At 58.8% G+C, this 21,741-nt stretch carries 21 protein-coding genes and 1 pseudogene; 15 read left to right on the forward strand and 7 right to left on the reverse strand.

Translation table 11 applies throughout. The features are described from left to right. Positions 1 to 101 precede the first annotated feature (101 nt). Positions 102 to 1,007 carry a LysR family transcriptional regulator gene (locus tag BVK86_RS00545; RefSeq protein ID WP_075944548.1) on the forward strand — a complete coding sequence of 302 codons (906 nt, stop codon included), beginning with the start codon at positions 102 to 104 and terminating at the stop codon, positions 1,005 to 1,007. 14 nt (positions 1,008 to 1,021) lie between these two features. On the opposite strand, the gene BVK86_RS00550 is transcribed toward BVK86_RS00545, so the two are convergent. Then, entirely contained in the window at positions 1,022 to 1,924 is a 903-nt protein-coding gene (locus BVK86_RS00550) for a LysR family transcriptional regulator (RefSeq protein ID WP_075944549.1), read from the reverse strand. A 138-nt stretch (positions 1,925 to 2,062) separates the two neighbouring features. Between BVK86_RS00550 and BVK86_RS00555 the strand changes: the two genes are divergently transcribed. The 8 genes and pseudogenes from BVK86_RS00555 (at position 2,063) to BVK86_RS30385 (ending at position 8,675) form a co-directional block, all read left to right on the forward strand. Beyond that, positions 2,063 to 2,956, forward strand: a complete 894-nt coding sequence (locus BVK86_RS00555) for an NAD(P)-dependent oxidoreductase (RefSeq protein WP_075944550.1) — start codon at positions 2,063 to 2,065, stop codon at positions 2,954 to 2,956. A 5-nt stretch (positions 2,957 to 2,961) separates the two neighbouring features. After that, on the forward strand, positions 2,962 to 3,276 hold the full coding sequence (locus BVK86_RS00560) for an NIPSNAP family protein (protein WP_075944551.1): 315 nt from the start codon (positions 2,962 to 2,964) through the stop codon (positions 3,274 to 3,276). Positions 3,277 to 3,289: 13 nt separating this feature from the next. Further along, positions 3,290 to 4,270, forward strand: a complete 981-nt coding sequence (locus BVK86_RS00565) for a VOC family protein (RefSeq protein WP_075944552.1) — start codon at positions 3,290 to 3,292, stop codon at positions 4,268 to 4,270. Next, on the forward strand, positions 4,263 to 4,640 hold the full coding sequence (locus BVK86_RS00570) for a YciI family protein (RefSeq protein ID WP_075944553.1): 378 nt from the start codon (positions 4,263 to 4,265) through the stop codon (positions 4,638 to 4,640). Before BVK86_RS00565 ends, BVK86_RS00570 begins: the two co-directional genes overlap by 8 nt. 8 nt (positions 4,641 to 4,648) lie before the next feature. Next, positions 4,649 to 5,602 carry a fumarylacetoacetate hydrolase family protein gene (locus tag BVK86_RS00575; protein WP_075944554.1) on the forward strand — a complete coding sequence of 318 codons (954 nt, stop codon included), beginning with the start codon at positions 4,649 to 4,651 and terminating at the stop codon, positions 5,600 to 5,602. Between the two features lie 215 nt (positions 5,603 to 5,817). After that, on the forward strand, positions 5,818 to 6,765 hold the full coding sequence (locus tag BVK86_RS00580; protein ID WP_075944555.1) for a SphA family protein: 948 nt from the start codon (positions 5,818 to 5,820) through the stop codon (positions 6,763 to 6,765). A gap of 230 nt (positions 6,766 to 6,995) precedes the next feature. Then, a pseudogene (locus BVK86_RS30380) lies at positions 6,996 to 7,817 on the forward strand (cache domain-containing protein); the annotation flags it as partial. Positions 7,818 to 7,925: 108 nt separating this feature from the next. After that, positions 7,926 to 8,675: a methyl-accepting chemotaxis protein gene (locus tag BVK86_RS30385; protein WP_408003000.1), complete on the forward strand. Its 750-nt coding sequence runs from the start codon at positions 7,926 to 7,928 to the stop codon at positions 8,673 to 8,675. Between the two features lie 112 nt (positions 8,676 to 8,787). Here the strand turns inward: BVK86_RS30385 and BVK86_RS00590 are convergent, their stop codons facing one another. Beyond that, positions 8,788 to 9,777 (reverse strand): NADPH:quinone reductase, encoded by a 990-nt coding sequence (locus BVK86_RS00590; RefSeq protein WP_075944557.1) that lies wholly within the window; start codon positions 9,775 to 9,777, stop codon positions 8,788 to 8,790. Between the two features lie 118 nt (positions 9,778 to 9,895). Between BVK86_RS00590 and BVK86_RS00595 the strand changes: the two genes are divergently transcribed. Then, on the forward strand, positions 9,896 to 10,258 hold the full coding sequence (locus tag BVK86_RS00595) for a winged helix-turn-helix transcriptional regulator (RefSeq protein ID WP_075944558.1): 363 nt from the start codon (positions 9,896 to 9,898) through the stop codon (positions 10,256 to 10,258). Positions 10,259 to 10,394: 136 nt separating this feature from the next. Here BVK86_RS00595 and BVK86_RS00600 read toward each other — a convergent pair whose 3' ends face one another. Continuing rightward, positions 10,395 to 10,871, reverse strand: a complete 477-nt coding sequence (locus BVK86_RS00600) for a nuclear transport factor 2 family protein (protein ID WP_075944559.1) — start codon at positions 10,869 to 10,871, stop codon at positions 10,395 to 10,397. A gap of 318 nt (positions 10,872 to 11,189) precedes the next feature. Then, complete coding sequence (locus BVK86_RS00605; protein ID WP_075944560.1) at positions 11,190 to 12,083, reverse strand: LysR family transcriptional regulator; 894 nt, start codon at positions 12,081 to 12,083, stop codon at positions 11,190 to 11,192. 144 nt (positions 12,084 to 12,227) lie between these two features. Between BVK86_RS00605 and BVK86_RS00610 the strand changes: the two genes are divergently transcribed. Both BVK86_RS00610 and wrbA read left to right on the forward strand, forming a co-directional pair. Continuing rightward, positions 12,228 to 13,112: a pirin family protein gene (locus BVK86_RS00610; protein WP_075944561.1), complete on the forward strand. Its 885-nt coding sequence runs from the start codon at positions 12,228 to 12,230 to the stop codon at positions 13,110 to 13,112. A gap of 72 nt (positions 13,113 to 13,184) precedes the next feature. After that, positions 13,185 to 13,787 (forward strand): NAD(P)H:quinone oxidoreductase, encoded by a 603-nt coding sequence (gene wrbA, locus BVK86_RS00615; RefSeq protein ID WP_075944562.1) that lies wholly within the window; start codon positions 13,185 to 13,187, stop codon positions 13,785 to 13,787. Positions 13,788 to 13,847: 60 nt separating this feature from the next. Here wrbA and scpA read toward each other — a convergent pair whose 3' ends face one another. The 3 genes from scpA to BVK86_RS00630 form a co-directional block, all read right to left on the reverse strand. Continuing rightward, on the reverse strand, positions 13,848 to 15,899 hold the full coding sequence (scpA, locus tag BVK86_RS00620; RefSeq protein WP_075944563.1) for a methylmalonyl-CoA mutase: 2,052 nt from the start codon (positions 15,897 to 15,899) through the stop codon (positions 13,848 to 13,850). Beyond that, the gene (locus BVK86_RS00625; RefSeq protein WP_231977884.1) at positions 15,896 to 16,660 is read right to left on the reverse strand and encodes a Pnap_2097 family protein; all 765 of its coding nucleotides are present in this window, start codon (positions 16,658 to 16,660) and stop codon (positions 15,896 to 15,898) included. Before BVK86_RS00625 ends, scpA begins: the two co-directional genes overlap by 4 nt. Positions 16,661 to 16,968: 308 nt before the next feature. Then, the gene (locus BVK86_RS00630; protein ID WP_075944564.1) at positions 16,969 to 18,873 is read right to left on the reverse strand and encodes a sigma 54-interacting transcriptional regulator; all 1,905 of its coding nucleotides are present in this window, start codon (positions 18,871 to 18,873) and stop codon (positions 16,969 to 16,971) included. Between the two features lie 242 nt (positions 18,874 to 19,115). Here BVK86_RS00630 and BVK86_RS00635 point away from each other — a divergent pair, with 242 nt between their 5' ends. The 3 genes from BVK86_RS00635 (at position 19,116) to BVK86_RS00645 (ending at position 21,738) form a co-directional block, all read left to right on the forward strand. Further along, on the forward strand, positions 19,116 to 19,598 hold the full coding sequence (locus BVK86_RS00635; protein ID WP_075944565.1) for an MSMEG_0572/Sll0783 family nitrogen starvation response protein: 483 nt from the start codon (positions 19,116 to 19,118) through the stop codon (positions 19,596 to 19,598). Positions 19,599 to 19,691: 93 nt separating this feature from the next. After that, positions 19,692 to 20,669: a Nit6803 family nitrilase gene (locus BVK86_RS00640; RefSeq protein ID WP_075944566.1), complete on the forward strand. Its 978-nt coding sequence runs from the start codon at positions 19,692 to 19,694 to the stop codon at positions 20,667 to 20,669. Beyond that, a complete protein-coding gene (locus BVK86_RS00645; RefSeq protein WP_075944567.1) occupies positions 20,656 to 21,738 on the forward strand; it encodes an MSMEG_0568 family radical SAM protein in 1,083 nt (360 codons plus the stop codon). Before BVK86_RS00640 ends, BVK86_RS00645 begins: the two co-directional genes overlap by 14 nt. Positions 21,739 to 21,741 lie beyond the last annotated feature (3 nt).

A 21,741-nucleotide genomic window follows, 5' to 3' on the forward strand; every position in this document is an offset into this window, starting at 1 on the left:
TAACGCAGTGACATTGATAAATGCACTGACCCGTATAAGATCTATCACCAGTCTGAATATTACTTTTGCGGACCTGCCCAGCCCCGATTTAGAGCGTAACCATGGAACTGCATGACCTGGATTTGAACCTGCTGGTGGTTTTCAACCAGCTGTTGCTCGACCGTCGCGTCTCGACTGCGGCGGAAAACCTCGGGCTTACGCAGCCGGCGGTAAGCAATGCGCTCAAGCGCCTGCGGGCGGCGCTGGGGGATGACCTGTTTGTGCGTACTTATCACGGCATGCAGCCCACACCGTACGCCGAGCAACTGGCCGAGCCGGTGTTGCAGGCCATGGACACGCTGCGCGATGCCTTGAGTCGGGCCAACACCTTCGACCCCCTAAGCAGCGCGCGGACATTCACCGTGGCGATGACCGATATCGGGGAGATCTACCTGATACCCCGGTTGATGGATGCCCTGGCGCGCCTGGCCCCCGGTTGCAAGATCAGCACCGTTCGCGACAATGCGATGAGCCTCAACGAAGACTTGCAGAATGGTACTGTGGACGTTGCAATCGGCCTGATCCCGCAATTGCGCGCAGGCTTCTTCCAGCGTCGTTTGATGCGCCAGCACTATGTGTGCCTTTGCCGCAAGGATCACCCCGCAACCAGGGAACCGCTGACCCTGGAGCGGTTTTGTGCCTACGGTCACGTGCGGGTCGTTGCGGCCAACACCGGCCACGGCGAAGCGGATACACTGATGATGCGCTTGGGCATCGAGCGTTCGATTCGCCTGGAAGTGCCGCACTTCGCCGCCATCGGCCACATCCTCAAACACACCGATCTGGTGGCCACGGTGCCGGAGCGTTATGCCACGGTGAACCTCGAACACTTCGGCCTGACGGCGCTGCCGCACCCGGTGGACATTCCCGAGTTCACCATCAACATGCTGTGGCATGCGCGGTACCACCGCGACCCGGCCAACCGCTGGTTGCGTCAACTGATGTTCGAGCTGTTTTCCGAGGCCTAACGGTCGACCCGCTCTCAGTCTGCAAGGGACTCGCGCAGGGCGGCCGCCAACATCTCGCGAAACCATTTGTTCTGCGGATCGCGGTGAAAGCGGTCATGCCAGTAGAGCGCGATGTCGAATTCCGGCAGCACCAGGGGCAGGGGTTTGAGTAGCAGGGGAAAGAATCTCGACAGGGTCTTGCCCAGCACGTTGGGCACTACCCACAGCATGTCCGACTCCAGCAACAGGTGCGGGGCCGAGAGATATTGGGGAATGCGCACACCGATGTTGTGGCGCGCGCCGGCTTCGATCAGCGCGCGCTCGAGCAGCACGTGCCCGGTGCCGCCGGTTTCCACCAGCAAGTGTTGCTGCGCCAAGAAGCGCTCTAGGGTCAACTCTGCGTCGGCCAACGGGTGGCCCCGGCGCAGCGCACAGACGTAATGCTGCGAAGACACGATAGTCCGGTGGATGTCCGTCTTCAGAGTCGGCAGGTAACCAATCGCCAGGTCAATGCGACCCGTGGACAGTCCGATCAAGGTCTCTTCGACACTGCTGGCGACGGTATTGATGCGGCTCATAGGCGCCTGGGTTTGCAGCATCTTCAGAATCGTCGGCAGGCACACGGCCTCGCCGATGTCTCGTGTGCGCACGGTGAATACTTTGCGGCAGTGCTGCGGGGAAAACTCAAGGGCGCGGCTCTGTGCCTCGCGCACCAGGTCCAGGGCTTCGAGAAGCGTCGGTGCGATTTGCACGGCGAACGGCGTGGGTTCCATGCGCCGGCCTACTACAGTGAACAGACGGTCGCCGTACTCCTGGCGCAAGCGTTTTAGCGAACTGCTGACCGCACCCTGGGTGACCCCCAGATTATCGGCTGCGATGGACACAGAGTGGTCACGCCACAGTGCCTCGAACGCAAACAGCAGGTTCAAATCCTTCATCGCAGCGCCTCGTATCACTCTCATTACTAGTTATAAATAACTCAGGCTATTTGTTCTCGATCAAAGCCGCGCCTAAGTTAGCAGCCAATGACGCGTTGCGGTGTACAACCGCAACAATAACAACAAGAGAAGCCTAAAATGAGCGCTATCACTATCGGAATGGTGGGTATCGGCCAACTCGGCCTGCCCATCGCAAGTAACCTGCTCGCTGCCGGATATCGAGTGGTTGGTTACCGTCGCCGTGACCGTGAACCCTTTGTGCAATTGGGTGGTATTGCCCTCAACAGTCCTGCCGAAGTCGCCGCCGAGTCGGACTTCATCCTCACCTGCTTGCCGAGCGAAGCGTCCCAGATCGAAATCATGGAGGGGCCTGACGGACTGCTCGGTGCCTTGCGCCCGGATCACACTCTGATCGAGATGGGCACCTATGAGCGCGACTTCAAAGTGCAGATGGCCGAGCGCATTCAAGGCAAGGGCGCCCGCGTGCTGGAAGCGGAAGTCAGCGGTTCTCCACCCCTGGTGCTCGCCCGCAAGGCGTCGCTGTTCCTGGGAGGTGACGAGCAACTGATCGAGCACTGCCAACCGGTGCTCAGTGCCATCGCGGACATCCAGTTCAGGATCGGCGAGTTCGGCAGTGCCGTGGCAATGAAGCTGATCGCCAACTACCTGCTGACCATCCACACGCTCGCCGCCGCTGAGGCCATGAACCTGGGCGTACGCGCCGGCTTCAGCGCCGAAAAAGTGGTCGAAGTGATCCGCCAGAGCGCGGGCAGTTCGACCATGTTCATGGTGCGTGCCCCAATGATGGCCAGCCGCACCTTCCAGCCAGCGCCAGGCCCGATCGTGACGCTGGAAAAATACCTGCACATGGCCGGTGACCTGTCCGCGGACCTGGGCTGTGCATCGCCGCTGTTCAGTGCAGCCCAATCCTACTTCAACCGTGCGCTGGACTTGGGCATGGGTGAAGAAGATATCTCCGCCGTGATCAAGCTGATCGAAGCCGATTCCCGTGTACGTCCCCAACAAGAGTGAACGACATGCTTATTGAACAACGCACCTACCAACTCAAGCCTGGCACCCTGAATGAATTCCTTCGTGTGTACCAGGCCGAAGGCCTGAAAATCCAGAGTGAAGCGCTGGGTAACCTCATTGCCTACCTCAAGCCTGAAACCGGTGACGTAAACAGGGTCATCCACATCTGGGGCTTTTCCAGCTATGAGGACCGCGCTCAACGGCGCGCCGCTCTGTCGGGCAATCCGAAATGGCACGAATTCCTCGGCAAGGCAGGGCACATGGTGACGGCGCAGCAGGTCGAGTTGCTGACCGGCGCACCGTTTTCCCCGATTCAGTAAAGGAGATACCGTCATGATCCGTTTTCTTCATCACGTAGGTTTGTCTGTTCCGGATCTGGAAGTAGGGCGTGCGTTCTATGAGGCCTTCGGCCTGGAAGCGCGCGTATCGGGCGAGCATCTGGTGCTGCGATGCAAAGGTCGCGGCCAGGATCAGATTCGCTTGATGCCCGGCAGCCCTAAGCATTTGAGTTACGTCGCCTATGGCACCGATGCCGCCGGCATGAAACAGGTGCGCAAAAACCTTAAGAGCCATAACGTTACCCTTGAAGATGCGCCGTTCAATATCGATTCAAAGGGCATCTGGTTCCGTGATCCGAGCAACGACTGGGTCCACATCTGTGAAGGCGTAGAAGCTCCTGCGGCGCCACGGCCTACCCCGGAAGTGAACACCCATGGCCGTTATCGCCGGATCGGTCAGCGTGCCTGCGACCTGACCTCGTCGTCGCGCATCGCTACACCGCTGCGCCTGGGCCACCTAATCAAGTTCAGTCCGGACGTGGACAAGTCCATCGCGTTCTATACCCAGGTGCTTGGCATGAAGGTGTCCGATCGCGCCGGCGATATCCTCGGTTTCCTGCGTTTCGGTTGTGGTGGCGATCACCACGCGCTGGGCCTGGCCAAGAGTTCCCACAGCGGCCTGCACCACCTGAGTTTCGAAGTGATGGACATCGATGAAATCGAGATGGGTGCCCAGAGCCTGATGGCCAAGGGTTACATCAGCGCTTTCGGCCTGGGTCGCCATGTTGGCGGCTCCAACTACTTCCACTACATCCGCGATCCGTGGAATAGCCTGGTGGAGTACTTCTGGGATATCGACGTGATCCCCGAAGATGACAGCGACTGGGTCGTGTTGAATGCTGCGGGCCCGCATGAGCTGGCCGCTGTGTGGGCTGTCGGTCCACCCAAGGAAGACTTCGCCCACAACTACGAAGTGCCTGATGGTGCTGAGCAAGGCCCGTCCATGGCTCTGAATGAGGCGCTCGCCCATGGCTGACACGACTCCGGAGCAAGCGTTGCTTGCCGGCATGCTGAACAAACCCCTGTTCGTGGCTTTTCGTACGCCCAAGGACTTGACACGCATGTCGGAGTTGTTGGGGGCCCACCTGCAGTGGGCCATCGCCGCGCAGAATCGTGGCGAGCTGTTTGCTTCCGGGCCGTTTGTCTCCGAGCAGTACGCGCCGGGGCAACTGGGCGGCATGACCATTCTGCGGGCTGCGGACCAGGCTGAGGCTGAACGGCTGGTCCAGGCCGACCCGTTCATTGCCAACGGTGTGTTCGGTGCGGAGGTACGCAAGTGGATGCTCATGGAAGGCGGCATCACCGTACACATGACCTTCTCGGATAAACGCGGTTCGCTTCTTTAAGGTGACTTATGAAATATCAACTTTTCGCCTATCAGTCCGACGCTGTCGTTCCTGCGACAGGGCTGTTGGTCGGTGAGCGGGCCTACGACTTGGGCCGGGCGGCAAAGTCGGCTTCGGTTGATCTGCAGGTGATCGCGATCGATGGTTTGCTGGAGGACTGGGCAGGCGCCAACGAGCAGCTTCAGATTCTTGCTGACAGCATTGCGGCCAACCCGAGTAATTTTGATGCTCATCTACTCGACTTGCAGGCACTGGAACTAGCGTCACCCTTGCAGCGGCCGGGCACTATCTACGCGGCCGGTGCCAACTACCGCGATCACGTGGCAGCCATGGCCTTGGCCTTCAATATGAACCTGTCCCTCGATCCGCGCGCCGATGGCATTGCACCTTGGCATTTCATCAAGGCCGGCCGTGGCAGTCTGGCGGCGCACAAACAGATCGTCGAGATGCCTGAGGGCACCAAGAAACTCGACTGGGAAGCCGAACTGGCGGTGGTGATTGGACGCCGCGCGTATCGTGTCAGTGCTGACAAAGCGCTCGATTATGTCGCCGGCTACACCTGCGCCAATGACCTTTCGGCTAGGGACAGCCTGGTGCGTGACGCGGTCGATGCCAGTTCGCCGTTCCGCTTTGACTGGATCGGTCACAAGGTTTTCAATGGCGCGTGTCCGCTGGGGCCTTACCTAACACCGGCACAGTTCGTCGCAGACCCGGAAAACCTCGACATCAAATTGTGGCGTAACGGCACGATCGAGCAGGACTCCAACACCTCCAACCACCTGTATGGCATTGCTGATCAGATCGAATACCTGAGCCAGCGCGTCGAACTGTTTCCAGGTGATGTCATCCTGACCGGCACGCCGGCCGGTGTGGGCATGGAGAAGGGCGTGTTCCTAGCCCGGGGCGACGTGCTGAAAGTCTGGATCGATGGTCTGGGAGAGTTGGAAACGATTATCGCCTGATATCAGTGCGAACTGCCGATCGCTATTGATCGGCAGGTTTTATGCCACAAGGTTGCACACTTTTTAAATAGCGAGACTATTTATTAAGTCGATGCCAACATGTCTGTAGCTCCAAATATCAGTAGTTCCCAAATCAGGGAAGGGTTTGGTGCTGCCTGTAAATGGCAAGTAAGCAAGAAACGACCGCTATAAAAAATACAACAAGGTATATAAAAATGAAGCCTGTAGTCCGATTCTCCAACACTGAGTCCAAGTACTTTGCCGCCTTGCTGTTGGCCGGCGTAGTACTTCCTTCTAGCGCCCAAGCGACGGAAGGCGGTGGAAGTGTTTATCCGGTTGGCGTCAATACCGTAGCCTCCGGAAGGTTGCCACCGCCGGGCCTGACGTCGTTCTGGTATCTTAGTGATTATGTTGCCAACTCGACCAAAGACAGCGACGGTCACGACAAAGCCGGCATCCATAATTTCGATCTGAACGTGCAGGCCATTTCTCTGCGTCTGGACTATGTCTATACGGATTTCACTTTGTTGGGCGCCAAGGTTGAGACCCGCATGGCATTGCCGCTGGTCAAGGGCGAAATCAGTTTCGACGTGGACACTCCGCGCGGCCGGGTGCACAAGACCGAGCATCAGGACGGCATGGGCGATCTGACGCTGGTTCCGCTAATCCTGAGTTGGAGTACTCCACGGTTCCACCAACTGCTAGGTCTGGATATCGTCGCGCCGATCGGTTCCTACGACGAAGATCGGCTCTTCAACCCGGGTCGAAATACCTGGTCTTACGGGCCGTGGTATTCGTTTACCGCTTATCCAATAGACAACTTGGAAATAAGTTCCAAGATGGTCTATTTCGTTAACACCAAGAACGATGCAACCAACTATAAATCCGGTGACGAATTTAACGCCGACTACAACATTGGTTATAACGTCACCAAGGAATGGCAAGTAGGTGTCAACGGCTACATCTACAAGCAAATCACCGATGATGAACAAAATGGTGAAACCTATCTGGACGGAAACAAGGGGCAAGTATTTGCCATTGGTCCGGCCGTTAAATATCAAACGCCGCAATGGGGTTTCGCCATGAAGTGGCAGCATGAAATGAAAGTGGAAAACCGGTCCGAAGGTGATCGTTTCTGGGTGCAGGCGGTCTTTCGCTTCTGAAGCTGCGCTGTTTCACAGTTGAGTTGGGCTCGGGAAAGGAATCACGGGCTCGGCAATCTCGACATCTTCGACCAAAGCCACGAAATGAATCTTTCACTGCGAAGCAAATGCCTGCTGATCTGCATTGTGCCTGTCGACGTTTTGGCGAGCTTGCTCGCCAGCCTGTCCATTATTTTTTTGCAGCGGACCACTGACGCGCGGGTCCGTCGCCACAAAACGGTGTCGAAAAAATGATCCACTCCATCCGTAGCAAACTCGTGTTGTTGTGTATCGTCCCTGTCGTACTCCTTGCCAGCATCATCACCGCGGTATCCATCGTACTGTTGCAGCAGGTTACGGATGAACAGGTGCTTCATACCCGTGAAGTCCTGATCAACGAGCGCAAAGTTGCACTCGAGCAAGCCATGCAGGTCGCGCAAAGTGCCATTGCGCCGATCTACGCGGCTTCGGCGCAGGGTGACCTGGCAGCACGGGACAAGGCCGTGGCGATACTTAAGCAGCTGCACTACGGTATCGATGGCATTTTTTTCGGTTATGACAGCCAGAGCACCCGCGTGTTCTGGGCAGACAAGGACCTGAAAATCGGTGAGAGCTTCAGGAATCTGCGTGACGCCGACGGTGTCAACGCCATCAACGAACTGATCCGGAAAGCCAAGGAAGGTAGCCACTACCAGAATTACAAAATCCCGATGCCTGACAGCGGTCGCATAGTCACGAAAATCGGATACGCCGTGTACCTGGAAAAGTGGGACCTGATCATTGGCTCCGGCCTGAGCCTGGATGACGTCGAACCCAAACTTGCCGACACAACTGTGCGGATCAAAACCCTCAGCGAGCAATTCATCACCGTCATGCTCGGCCTTACCGTGGTGTTGGCCGTCAGCCTGGCGTTCTTTGCGTTGTGGATGGTTCGACGCTTGCTGTCACCGCTTAAATTGCTCAGGACCCAAATGGAACAGGTGGCTGCCGGCGATGGCGACCTGACCCGTCGACTGCAGGTCCTTCGCAACGACGAGGCGGGGCAACTGGCGGGCTCTTTCAACCGTTTTGTGGACAAAGTCCATGGCCTGATCCGGCAAATCACCCACATGTCACGGGAACTCAATGTGTTGATCACCGATGTCGCCGAACAAGCCAGCCGATCGGAAAAAGCCATGAACATGCAACGCCAGGAAACCGAACAAGTGGCCGCAGCGATCAACCAAATGTCCGCCACCGCATTGCAAGTGGCGCGTAGCGCGCAAGAAGCCGCCGAAGCGGCGAGTCAGGCGGAAGGCGAAGGCGCTTCGGCCAGCCGTGTGGTGGATGCCAGCGTGGACAATATCTACACCCTGGTTGGCAATCTGAAAATCAGTGGCGAATCCCTGGACCACCTGCAACACGATGTTGGATCGATCGTCGGCGTACTCGGGGTCATTCGCTCCATTGCCGAACAGACCAACTTGCTGGCGCTCAATGCCGCCATCGAAGCCGCCCGCGCCGGTGAGGCGGGGCGCGGGTTCGCGGTAGTAGCCGATGAAGTGCGCGCCCTGGCCGGTCGCACGCAAACCAGCACCCAGGAAATTCAGGCCATGATCGATCGGCTCAAGCGAGGCACGATCGACACCGTCAACGCCATGAAGCAATCCAGTGACGCCGGCAGCCGCACCAGCGAGCAGGCTGCGCATGCCACCGCGTCGTTGCGCGTCATCGCGACCCAGATCGAAACCATCAACACCATGAACACGCAGATCGCCAGCGCGGCCGATGAGCAGACCATGGTCTCCGAAGACATCAATCGCAGCATCCAGCAGATCGCACAGGCAGTCGAAACGGTCGCTCAGGAAACGCAACACGGCGCTCAGACTGCGCGGGACCTGGCGAGTTTAAGTGAGAGCCTGAACCTGGCGGTCAAACAGTTCCGGGTATGATCCCGGTAGTGATCGTACTGGGCATGCACTCAGGAACGTAACGAGCTGCGCCCTCTCGGCAAGTGCCATTCGATGGTACTTGCCGAGAGGGCGCAGCTCGAGGGGCGATGGTTTACGGCTGAACGTCTATCAACACTTTGCCCTTGACTGCACGGGTCTCCAACGCCCCATGCGCCTGCGCGATTTGCTCCAGCGGTACCGTCAAACCGATCGTAGGTTTGTACGCGCCTTGGGCAATACACGATGTCACATCTCCAATTGCACGACGCTTGGCTTCATCGGGAATGTTATAGACCAGTACAAAGCGCAACACGGAGCAGTTGCCCATGGATTTCATGACGGGAATGGATAATTCTGCATCTGGTGTAGTTACCGCGTAAACACTAATGGTGCCGCCCCTGGCCAGACAGTCCATGTCGATTTTCAGGTTGGCGATTGGGTCAACCTCGATGATACGGTCGACGCCTTTGCCATGGGTCGCTGCTTTGATTGCCACACTGACATCCTCCTCGCGCATGTTGATGATCAGGTCTGCTCCCGAGGCTTTTGCCGTTTCTACATCTCTGGCATGGCGAATTGTGGTTGCTACCCACGCGCCAGTCCACTTCGCCAACTGAATCGCCGCTTCGCCCACTACGCCTGCGCCACCCTGAACCAATACTCTTTTGCCAGTGAGTTCGCCATCGGCGAACAGGCAATAGTGAGCAGTGAGCGCAGCAATGCCGAGGCTCGCGCCGGTTTCGAAAGAGACGTCATCGGCCAGACGAACGACGTTGCCTGCGGGCAGCACCACGAACTCGGCGGCGGTACCGAATGCGCGGCCCGATTGAGCTTCGAACATCCATACCCGTTCGCCGATTCTGGATTCGCAAATTCCTTGTCCCACCGAGTCGATGACACCAGCGCCATCCTGATGAGGAATGATGCGTTTGAAAGGCATGGCACCTTTGAAGCCGCTCCGGCCCTTGATGTCGCTAGGGTTCACGCCGGACATGGCCACTTTGACCCTGACTTCTCCAGGGCCGGGAGCCGGCGTCGGAACATCACCGACTTTCAGTACTTCGACCGCAGTTCCCAGTTGATCGTAATATGCAGCTTTCATACAAAGTGTCCTTGAGTAGTAATAATGCGAACACCTTATTGGTCACTGACTCAGGTTATTTCACAAGTAGGCACATCACTGATATATAGGGAAAAAATGTATACCAACGGGACCGTAAATGACTGAGAGAACAGCCTATCGTTGTGGCGTAAAAGTGATGCTCGAGGTAACAGGAGGGAAGTGGAAGCCGCTGGTGTTGTACCACTTGCTCAGCGGTACGAAGCGCTTTGGCGAGTTGAAAGGCCTCATTGGCGAGGGGATTACGCAACGCTCGCTGACTCTGCAACTTCGCGAACTGGAAGCCCACGGGGTTCTCGCGCGAAAGGTGTACGCCCAGGTGCCTCCCCGGGTGGAATACACACTGACTGATCTGGGGCTTACGCTGGGGCCGGTCATGCTGGCGATGAAGGAGTGGGGTGTTGCGTTTCAGGCGCATGTGGGCATTTTTCCGCCTGATACGGTGTTGAGTTTTGACGACTGAAAGCACAAAGCAGTGTCGCGGACTGGTCCACGCAGTCCTCAAGGCAGCCAAAGAAAGGCCCGCGTAAAGCGGGCCTCCTGCAGGTAATCGCCAGTGATCGAAACACGCAGGCTGGCGTAGATTGATGAATTGACTATTACAGGCCCAACTCGCTAAGGCCGGGATGATCGTCAGGGCGGCGTCCCAGCGGCCAGCGGAACTTGCGCTCCGATTCCTTGATGGGCATGTCGTTGATACAGGCAAAACGGTGCGCCATCAGACCGTTTTCAGCGAACTCCCAATTCTCGTTACCGTAGGAGCGGAACCAGTTTCCTGAGTCATCATGCCATTCATACGCATAGCGAACGGCGATACGATTATCCGTGAAAGCCCACAGTTCCTTGATCAGTCGGTAGTCCAACTCTTTGTTCCATTTACGCGTCAGGAATGCTGCTGCTTCGGCCCGGTTGGTTGCGAAGTCGACACGATTTCGCCACTTCGTGTCGGGTGTATAAGCCAGCGATACTTTCTGCGCATCACGGGTGTTCCAGCCATCTTCGGCAAGACGGACCTTGAGCAGAGCGGTTTCACGAGTAAAGGGAGGGAGAGGGGGGCGGGTTTCAGAATCAGCCATGCTTAAAACTCCAGTGGGTGAATAACGGAGAGCATTTTCATTAACTTCAAGCGAGTGTAGGCGAGGATATACTCGCATACATTATTTTTTAAGTTGCCGAATTTTGATGTTCGCGCTGATGGCAATACTGGTGCAGGGTTATTTAATGTATTTTCAATAGTTATAGATATGTATGGCTGTCGTTAATAGATATCGATAATTCGAGTTGTTGATTGCTCTTTTCCAGAGTGCAACTCATCCGCCGTGTCGAGTTGTAGCAAACGCTATCGCATTGTTGCGATCAGTGACCTGGTGTCAAGGGTGAGTGGACGTACCTTGCTAATACAGCGCCCCTTGCAAATGCCCGATCGCCTCTTCAACAAACTTGCTGACTGCCAAGGGGATTTGATTGCGGCTGGGGAAGACGATGAATAAATCATTGGTTTGCTGGCCGTAGTCACACAGCACCTCCGCCAGACTGCCACTGCCCAGGCTTGCACGCAGAATGGGGTCCGGCAAAAAGCAGATGCCCAATCCGGCTACGGCTGCTTTCAATTGCGCCTGGGCGCTGCTCGCGCTGAATCGGCCGGTCACGCTCAACTGTGTGGCGCCGTGGGGGCCGACAAGGTGCCAGGTGGCTTGACCCGACGGGTGCGCCGGAAAAATGCAGTTGTGTTCGCTTAACGACTGAATATCCTTTGGCACACCATAAGCTTCGAGGTATCGCGGGCTGGCTGCGAGTATTCGGCGACCGGTGTTTATTTTGCGCGCGACCAGGCTCGAATCGGACATGACGCCGGACCGGAACGCGATGTCGATACCTTCGGCAATCAGATCCACCCGCTGGTCACTCAAGACAAAATCCAGGCTGACCTTGGGGTAACGGGCCAGGAAATCCGCGACGAAATCCATCTGGAATACTTCAAAAAAATCAGCCGGCGCCGCGATCCGCAGCCTGCCGACCGGTTCCCGAACCCCACCGATGAGTTGACGGCTGAGCTCGAACAACTCGTTTATCTGGCTGGCGCTTTGCCTATAGAGCGATTTTCCAGCGTCGGTCAGTACCAGCTTGCGGGTGGACCGATGCAGCAGTCGCACGCCCATGGATTCTTCCAGCTGCTTCATGCGCCGGCTCAGCGTGTTGGCGGATGCGCCGGTGCGACGGGCCGCATCGGCAAAGCTACCGGCGTCGACGATCTGAATGAAAATGGCGACGTCGTTCAAGTCGAACATTCGATTAGGCCAAATATGGATGAGTGAAACTCTACTCTAGCCGCTAATCAAACGAATACCGACTGTCTATGATGAATTCACGTTACAGGTCACCGCAGATTGACTCCGGCGCTTGTGGGTACTCACATCATCAGAGGACATCGCATGAACCTCACCGCCCTTCGCAACACTGGCCATACTCGTCAAATCAGCCACCGCAACTCCGGAAGTAGCCACGGCCCCATCGTCCGGCTGATGAGCCCCTCGGATTTCGGTCAGTTGCTCAAGCCGTTCGTGTTCCTGGACCTGTTCGATGCGCCCAGTTCATTTCTGGGGCAGATGCCCGTGCATCCGCATTCGGGCATCGCGACAGTCACCGTGATCACTGAAGGCAACATGCACTTCGATGATCCGGACGCCGGCAGCGGAACCATTGGTTACGGAGGCGTTGAATGGCTGCGAGCGGGGGCAGGGGTCTGGCATGGCAAGGAACTGTCCAGTGGCACATCCGCGCGAGTACAGGGTTTTCAGCTGTGGCTTGCCCTACCTGCTGAGCTGGAGAGCGCTCCGGTCGACAGTCAGTATCTGGAGGCGAGTGCAACGCCCCAGGTCGGTCCTGCTCGAGTCATCGTCGGACGCTACGAAGGCGTGCAAAGCCCCATCCGAGCGCCTGCAGGCGTGAACTATTTGCTGGTGACAATACCTGCCGGCGAGTCTTGGACCTACACACCGCCCAAAGGACACCGCACGTTGTGGCTATGCGTCAGCCGAGGTGCTGTTCACACGCCAGATAAGATCGAATCCGGGGAAATGGTGGTCTTCCAGCCAGGTCATCAGGCGTTAACGCTGGAAGCCGGGAACAGGGACGCCGTATTCGTCCTGGGGTCGGCCTTTCCTCACCCGTACGATCTCAAGCTTGGCTACTACTCGGTGCATACCAACGACGAAGCCTTACGCGCCGGTGAGGCGAAAATCGCCGAGATTGCCAATCGGATGCGTCAGCAAAAAACGGCTCGCCAGGCTTCGGCCTCCATTCCCGTTTTCAAGTAGCGTTTTGCGCAGTAGATCCATCACCCATAACGGGCAATGTTGCTCGTCCATAGCGATTCAGGAGAAAGCACGATGGCAAAGGTACTGGTTCTTTATTATTCGATGTACGGCCATATCGAGGCCATGGCTCACGCTGTCGCCGAAGGCGCCCGCAAGGTGGCCGGGGTGGAAGTGACCGTCAAGCGCGTCCCGGAAACCATGGACCCGCAAGCGTTCAAGGCCGCTCACGGCAAGACCGAGCAACAGGCGGCCGTTGCCTCGCCGAGCGAGTTGGGCGATTACGACGCGATCATCTTCGGCACGCCCACACGCTTCGGCAACATGGCCGGGCAGATGCGTACGTTCCTGGATCAGACCGGCGGCCTTTGGGCCAAAGGCGCGCTGGTGGGCAAGGTGACCAGCGTGTTCACCTCCACTGGCACCGGTGGCGGTCAGGAGACTACCATTACCTCCACCTGGAACACCCTGGCGCACCACGGCATGGTGATCGTGCCCATCGGCTACGGCGACCCGGCGCTGTTCGATATTTCCCAGACGCGCGGCGGCTCACCGTACGGCGCGGCCACCATCGCCGGCGGTGACGGCTCGCGCCAGCCGGATGCCAAGGAACTGGGCATCGCACGGTACCAAGGTGAGTACGTGACGAGGATTGCCGCGAAACTCGCCGCTTCCTGAATGTAGTGAAACTCACACCGGCCTGAACGCCTTTCTGTAGGAGCGTGCTCGCTCCTACAGTCAGGCAACGTGGAGCAGATCGATCAGTTGGCCGACCATCTGCGCTACCTCCTGTCCCGGTCCGAAGCAGGCCTTGACCCCCCGTTGCAGCAACAGTCGTACATCGGCCTGCGGAATAATGCCGCCGACGACCAGCGGAACGTCAATCCTTCGTTGATTCAACAAACCCAACAGTTCAGTCAGCAGTTCCGTGTGCGCTCCGGCCAGGCTTGAAACGCCGATCAGATCTGGTAAATCGGCATCGTCCAAGACGTCCAGCACCTGCGCCGGCGTTTGAAACAGCGGCAACAGGCGCACCTCGAAACCGGCATCGGCCAGCGCTGCAGCCATCAAGCGAATCCCGCGGTCATGCCCGTCCTGGCCCAGTTTAGACAGCAGGATCCTGGGCCGGCGACCACTCTGGGCGACAAAGGTCGACAGGCGCTGCGCAACGATCGCCCAATCGGGCTGCTGACTCATAGACGGTCCATAGTGCCCCACACTGAAATCCAGCCCTTGCCTGAACCGAGGCCAGACCTTTTCCAGTGCCTGGGTGCACTCACCAAGTGTCGCCCGCGCGCTGATGGCCGCCACGGTATTCTCCAGCAGATTCCCCTGGCCCGAGCGTGCGCACTCGGTGATCGAATGCAGCTGCGCCTCAACCCGAGCGTTGTCGCGCTTGAGTCGCAGGCGGTTGAGGCGTTGGCCCTGGCGGGCGCGCAGTGCCTGACTGTCCACGGGCGTCACCGGCTCCTGCGCGGGTTCATTTGCAGCGACACGCCGTGCAATCCCGCTATCGAGACGTGCCTGGGTAGCCATGGCCTGATGGTGAATGGCCCGGTTGATCGCGCCGGACTCAATCGCCTGGAACACACCACCCAGGGCATCGATCTCGGCCATTTGCAGACGCGCCTGTTGCGCCAGCTGCGCCGTCAAGGCTTCCATCATGTAAGACCCCGCCCACGGGTCGACCACGTCGCACAGGCCGGTTTCCTGTTGAAGGATGTGCTGGGTATTGCTCGCCAGTCTCGACGAGGCCTCACTGGGCAGCGTCAGGGCTTCATCCCAGGCATTGGTGTGCAGCGACTGGGTGCCGCCGAAGACCGCGGCCATGGCCTGGACGGTGGTGCGCACGACATTGTTCAGCGGGTCCTGAGCGCTAAGGGACCAGCCGGAGGTCTGGCAATGCATGCGCAGCGCCTGGCCTTTATCGAGGGTGACTCCAAGGTCCCGGGTAATTTCCCACCACAACAGGCGTGCCGCACGACACTTGGCGACTTCACTGAAAAAGTCGCTGCCGATGCCGAAAAAGAAACTGATGCGTTCGCAGAATCGCTGCACGTCCAGGCCGTTGTTTTGCACTTGCTCGGCGTAAGTCCTTGCGTTGATCAGGGTCAGTGCCAGCTCCAGCACGGTGTCGGCCCCGGCCTCTTGAAAGTGATAACCGGACACCGAAATCGGATTAAACCGAGGTACGTGCTCATTCAAGTAGCTGATCACATCAAGAGTGATCTGCATTGAAGGTTTCGGCGCAAAAATGTAGGTGTTGCGAACCATGAACTCTTTGAGAATGTCGTTCTGGATCGTGCCACTGAGCCGTTCCGGCGCGACGCCGGATTCCTGAGCGGCAACGATGAAGGCCGCCAGCACTGGCAGTACCGCGCCGTTCATGGTCAATGACACCGAGACCTGGTCCAGGGCGATGCCGTCCAGCAACTCGATCATGTCCTCAACACTGTCGATGGCCACGCCTGCCTTGCCGACGTCGGCTTGCCAGTGTGGATCGCTGGAGTCGTAGCCGCGATGGGTCGGCAGATCGAAGGCGAGCGACAGGCCGGTGGCGCCTTCGGCCAGGCGCTGGCGCAGGCGCTGATTGCTCGCCTCGGCGCCGGCGAACCCGGTGTATTGACGCACGGTCCAGGGCTTTTGCAGGTACATGCTGGCGTAGGGGCCACGCACAAAGGGTGCCTTGCCGGGCAGGCTGTGCAGGTGCTCAAGACCTTCGACGTCACTGCTCTGGTACAACGTCTTGAGTCGCAGACCTTCGGGTCGCCAAAGGGGAGAATGGCTCATCGGCTGCAGTCCGAAAGATGGTGTTTGCGGGTGAACACATCGGCCAGCTTGAACCCGTCGCTACGCCGAAATACCTCGCACCAGTGAAGCTCGCGATGGCTTGGCGATGTCGTGTGCAAAAGCAGTTGCACGCTGTCACCGATATTGAGGTTGCCGTAGAAATGCAGCTCGCGTTGGCGGACATGACCTGGGCGGCGCAACCCTAGCAGGGCCCATTCGGCACGCTCGACCATGGCCTGGAAGTTGGCGAAGTACAGCAGGTCGGCACCGTTGAAATCGATGTCGGGGCAGGGCGTGAAATCGAATGCCTGCGCCGCGGTTGCCTGGCGATCGATACCGTAATGACTGTGCCAATTCCCGCTGCGTATCCGACGGTTGTCGACATGCAGCACTTGCAGTGCCTGCGGCAGCTCGGTCACTGCTGCCGTCGAGCCCCTGAGGCAAGCCTTGCTGACACTGCGATTGTCCCCCGGTACATGCCGGCTGATGAAGGTCGACAGTAGCGCCAGTTGCCCCACGACGCGATCGCCCAGCCAGACTTCATGTTCGCTGAAATGCCGGGCCTGGCCGCCGCGACCGATCCGGGTATGAATCCGGAACTCGCGATTTTCGATGATCGCTTCCAGCTTCAAATCCCAAGTATTGACCGCCGTGAACGCGGCGTAGGCGATGCGTCCTTGGTCATCGACGAAATCAGGCAACGCTCGATCATGCAATTGCGCCAGGGCGAGCCAGTGTTGATGGCCGCACTCTTTCAACAACCAGTTTTCCTACAACCCGGTGAAGGCCAGGTTGGGCATCGAAGCCAGGTAGGTTTCTGTACGGGAAGCGATGAGCGTGGTGGCTGTTGGCATGGCAGGAATCCGTCGTTTCGCCGCGGAGGGCGGCTGACGGCTACCCAATTGCGAATGACGTACCACTTTGTTGGTGATTTCATATCGTTATGATTAATAACGGTATTTTTGATTTGTGGGACGTTCCGTTCTGAGCCGGCCCGCTACGTAACTCCGTAGGAATACGACATTTCGTAGCGGGTTTTACGAAGTTGCGTGGCGACCGGGCCCACGCTTTATTCGAGCTTGATCTCCAGCCGTTTGAACCGCGACGCCAATGTCGTCGGTTTCAGTCCCAGCAATTGCGCTGCGCCGCCTTTGCCGAACAACTTGCCATCCGCCGCCTTCAATGCGGCCTGCATGTTGCTGCGTTCAAGTTCGCGAATTTGCGCGTCAGTCATGATCGCAACTTCGGAGGAGGGTTGCTGTGGTGCAGGCAGGCTGGTTTTGGGCTCGTCCGGCAGGTCCAGGTTCAGGTCGGCGCCAATCGAGGTGATCAACGCGCGCTCGATGACGTTTTGCAGTTCGCGAATATTCCCCGGCCACGAATAGCGTTGCAGGCGTTCGATATCGCTATTGCGCAGGCGCCGGCCGGGCATGTTCAGGCGTTTGCCAGTCTGCTTGAGGAAGTGCGCGGCCAGGGCGCCGATGTCCATCAGGCGATCGCGCAACGCCGGGGACTGGATCGGGAACACGTTGAGGCGGAAATACAGGTCTTCACGAAAGTGCTTGGTCGCCACTTCCTGGCGCAGGTCGCGGTTGGTCGCGGCGACGATCCGCACATCGACCTTGCGCGTGCGCTCTTCGCCGACCCGTTCGAATTGCCCCTCCTGCAACACACGCAGCAGTTTGCTTTGCAGCTCAAGGGGGATTTCGCCGATTTCATCGAGAAAGAGCGTGCCGCCATCCGCCAGCTCGAAGCGGCCGACCCGATCGCGCACGGCGCCGGTAAAGGCGCCGCGGATGTGGCCGAAGAATTCGCTCTCGAACAGTTCTGCGGGGATCGCCGCACAGTTGACCCGGATCAGCGGGTGGCCGTTACGGCGGCTGGCCTGGTGAATCGCGCGGGCGATCAGTTCCTTGCCTGTGCCCGATTCACCGTTGATCAACACGCTGGCATCGGTGGGCGCGACCACGTCGATCTGCCGGATAATTTTCTTGATCGGTTCGCTCTGGCCGACGATCTCGCGGTAGTTGTGCTCGATGTGAATCTCTTCCTGCAGATAGGCGTTTTGCTCTTCCAGCCGATCCTTGAGCACCTTGAGTTCTTCGAGGGCGCTTTGCAGCTGGTTTTCCGTGCTGCGCCGCTCGGTGATGTCACGGAACACCACCACGGCTCCAACGATACGGCCATCGGAGATCACCGGGGTGCTGGTGAATTCCACCGGGAACGAACTGCCGTCGCGGCGCCAGAAAATCTCCTGACGACCTTCGTGGATCACACCGTCGTGCACCGCTTTGTAGATGGGGCACTGTTCCACCGGGTAATGGCTGCCATCGGCATGGGTATGGTGGTGAATGCGGTGGATGTTCTTGCCGATCATGTCCTGGGTTTCCCAGCCCAGCATGCGCGCGCAGGCTGGATTGACGAAGGTGGCCAGGCCTTCGCTGTCGATGCTGTAGATGCCGTCGCCCACGGAGCTGAGCAGCAACTGGTTATCGCGCTCGTTTTCCTGGAACAGGTTGAGGATATTGCGCCACTCGATCAGCCCGCCGCGCATGGTGCGTTCGGTGTCCGCCTGGTCGCGCTGGTACTTCTGCAGGCTGAGTTCGCGCATTACCAGAATCAGCTGCTGCTCGCCCTTGACCTGCAAGGTGGTGGCGGAGATTTCCAGCTCGATGCGTTCGCCGCTCTTGCAGTTGCAACTGAGCTCGTCGCTCCAGCCGCGTCCCTTGTCCATCACCGCCTGGGTGAAGACGATCAAGTCTGCCAGTTGATGACCGAAGAGTTTGCTCACCGGCAGTTCAAGAAGCTCCTGCCTGGGATAGCCGAGCAGTTTGCAGGCGGCGATGTTGAGGTCCACCAGCCGATCGGCGTAGGGATTGAGCAACGCGATGGCTTCGGCGCAATGCTCGAACACCATGTGCCGCGAGGAATAGGCCAGGTCGGCCCAACCGCTGAGGGAGTCTGCTTCGTTCATGGCTACGAAATCTCGTGTTCTGTGGCTACGAATATTCGTATTTCTACGGGAATGCGTGGTTCGGCGATAGCATCAGATGCCGGAACAAAAACCGGATCAGATTGGTATCTTCATACAAATCAGATGCTTAACCCACTGCAGAAAAACGTTTTATTTTCTGGCACGGCGTTCGCTCTATCTCCTGCAACCCGGCAGCCAACCCAGGCTGACGTTCAAGCACGAAGACACTGGAGAGCGACACTATGCCAACCGTGGACATCCCCCATTACAAAGACGGCGACTTCCTGGTCAATTACGAAGAGAAAGTCTTTGAGGACATCAAAGCCGAACCGGGCGAAAAAGTATTGATCACCTTCCACACCATCGCCTTCGAAGGCTCCATCGGCCTGGTCAACATGCTTCAGGCCAAGCGCCTGCTGCGCAAAGGCTTCGAAACCAAAATCCTGTTGTACGGGCCGGGCGTGCAACTGGGCGTGCAACGCGGCTTCCCGACCTTGGGCGCCGAGGCGTTTCCCGGGCACCTGGCGGTGAACAAGCAATTGATGCAGTTCATGGAGGAGGGCGGCGAGGTGTACGCCTGCCGCTTTGCCCTGCAAGCCCTGTACGGCCAGACCGAAAAAGCCCTGATCGAAGGCATCCGCCCGATCAACCCGCTGGACGTGATGGACCTGCGCCTGCTGATGCGCCGCGAGGGCGCAATGATCATTGATACCTGGACGGCCTGACAGCGCCGCTGAAATACCCCTGTGGCGAGCGAGCTCGCTCGCCACAACAGCGACATCGATCTTGTGAACACACAACACTTCAGGACCCCCATCATGCCCATCATTCGCGCAGCAGCCGTTCAACTGAGCCCCGTGCTTTACAGCCGCGAAGGCACCGTGGACAAGGTCTGCCAACAGATCATCGCTTTGGGCCAGCAAGGCGTGCAGTTCGCCGTGTTCCCGGAGACGGTGGTGCCGTACTACCCGTATTTTTCCTTTGTGCAGCCGGCCTTCACCATGGGTGCCCAGCACCTGAAACTGCTCGATCAATCGGTCACTGTACCGTCCGCCGCCACCCTGGCCATTGGCGAGGCGTGCAAGCAGGCGGGGATGGTGGTGTCCATCGGCGTCAATGAGCGCGATGGCGGCACGATCTACAACGCCCAGCTGCTGTTCGACGCCGACGGCACGCTGATCCAGCATCGCCGCAAGATCACCCCGACCTACCACGAGCGCATGGTCTGGGGGCAGGGCGACGGCTCCGGCCTGCGCGCCGTCGACAGCGCCATCGGGCGCATCGGTTCGCTGGCGTGCTGGGAGCATTACAACCCGCTGGCGCGCTACGCCTTGATGGCCGACGGCGAGCAGATCCACGCGGCGATGTTTCCCGGCTCCCTGGTGGGCGACATCTTCGCCGAACAGATCGAAGTCACCATTCGCCATCACGCCCTGGAGTCCGGCTGTTTCGTAGTCAACGCCACTGCTTGGCTGGATGCCGATCAGCAAGGCCAGATCATGCAGGACACCGGTTGTGGCCTGGGCCCGATCTCCGGTGGTTGCTTCACTGCCATCGTTTCACCTGAGGGCAAGTTGCTCGGCGAGCCGCTGCGTGCCAACGAAGGCGTGGTGATTGCCGACCTCGACCTGGCGCTGATCGACAAGCGCAAACGCATGATGGATTCGGTCGGGCACTACAGTCGTCCGGAACTGCTCAGCCTGCTGATCGACCGCACGCCCACGGCCTATGTGCATGAGCGTGCTGCCCATTTGGCAACGGCTGCTACCGAGGAGCTCGATCATGCAAACAAATGAACTGCTGGCCGAGTTGCAGTGCCACGGCGTCCGCTGGCCAGCGGCGCAAAACGGCCTGTCCCGCCAGGGCGGCGCCGGGCCGTCGGACCACAAGGCGCTGACGTTCGGCAGCCGGACCATGATGGTGCCGATCCTCAACCAGGCCTCGCAGACCTCGCCTTACCAGGCGCAACCCAGTGCTGATGGCAGCCAGGCGTTGATCTTCCGTGAAGGCTTGCAGGTCGGTCAGGTACAGATGCCCGGCGTGCCGAACTTCTACGGCTTGAGCACCTCCGACGGCATTCCCTACTGGAAAATCGCCACGCTGCACAGCCGCGACGTGTTGGCGACCACGGTATTGCAGCACTGCATTCGCTTCAACGATCGCGGCAGCTCCTGCCAGTTCTGCGCTATCGGCCAGTCGCTGGCAGCGGGCAAGACCATCGCTCGCAAGCGTCCGCAGCAATTGGCGCAAGTGGCGAAGGCCGCGGTGGAGCTCGATGGCGTCAAGCATATGGTGATGACCACCGGCACGCCGCAAACCCCGGACCGCGGTGCGTCGATCCTGTGTGAATCCGCCGCAGCCGTGACAGCGGCAGTCGACCTGCCGATCCAGGCGCAGTGCGAGCCGCCGGACGATGATCGCTGGTTCCAGCGCCTGGCCGACAGTGGCGTGGTATCCCTAGGCATGCACCTGGAAGCGGTCACCGACGAAGTGCGCCAGCGGATCATGCCGGGCAAGGCCGAAGTACCGCTGAGTCGTTACTTCGAAGCCTTCAGCGCGGCGGTCGAGGTGTTCGGTCGCGGCCAGGTCAGCACCTACATCCTCGCCGGCCTGGGTGACAGCGAAGCGGCCATCAGCGAGATGAGCGAGCGTTTGTGCGCCCTTGGCGTGTACCCGTTCGTGGTGCCGTTCGTGCCCATCGACGGCACACCGTTGGCCCATCACCCCAAACCCGACAGCGCCATGATGGCTCGCCTGTATCCGCAGATCGGCGCGAGCCTGCGCCGTCATGGTCTGCACTCCGATCAGATCAACGCCGGCTGCGCCAAATGTGGCGCGTGCTCGGCCCTGAAAAACTACGAATAAGCC

It is taken from the genome of Pseudomonas reinekei (assembly GCF_001945365.1).
Taxonomy (GTDB): domain Bacteria; phylum Pseudomonadota; class Gammaproteobacteria; order Pseudomonadales; family Pseudomonadaceae; genus Aquipseudomonas; species Aquipseudomonas reinekei.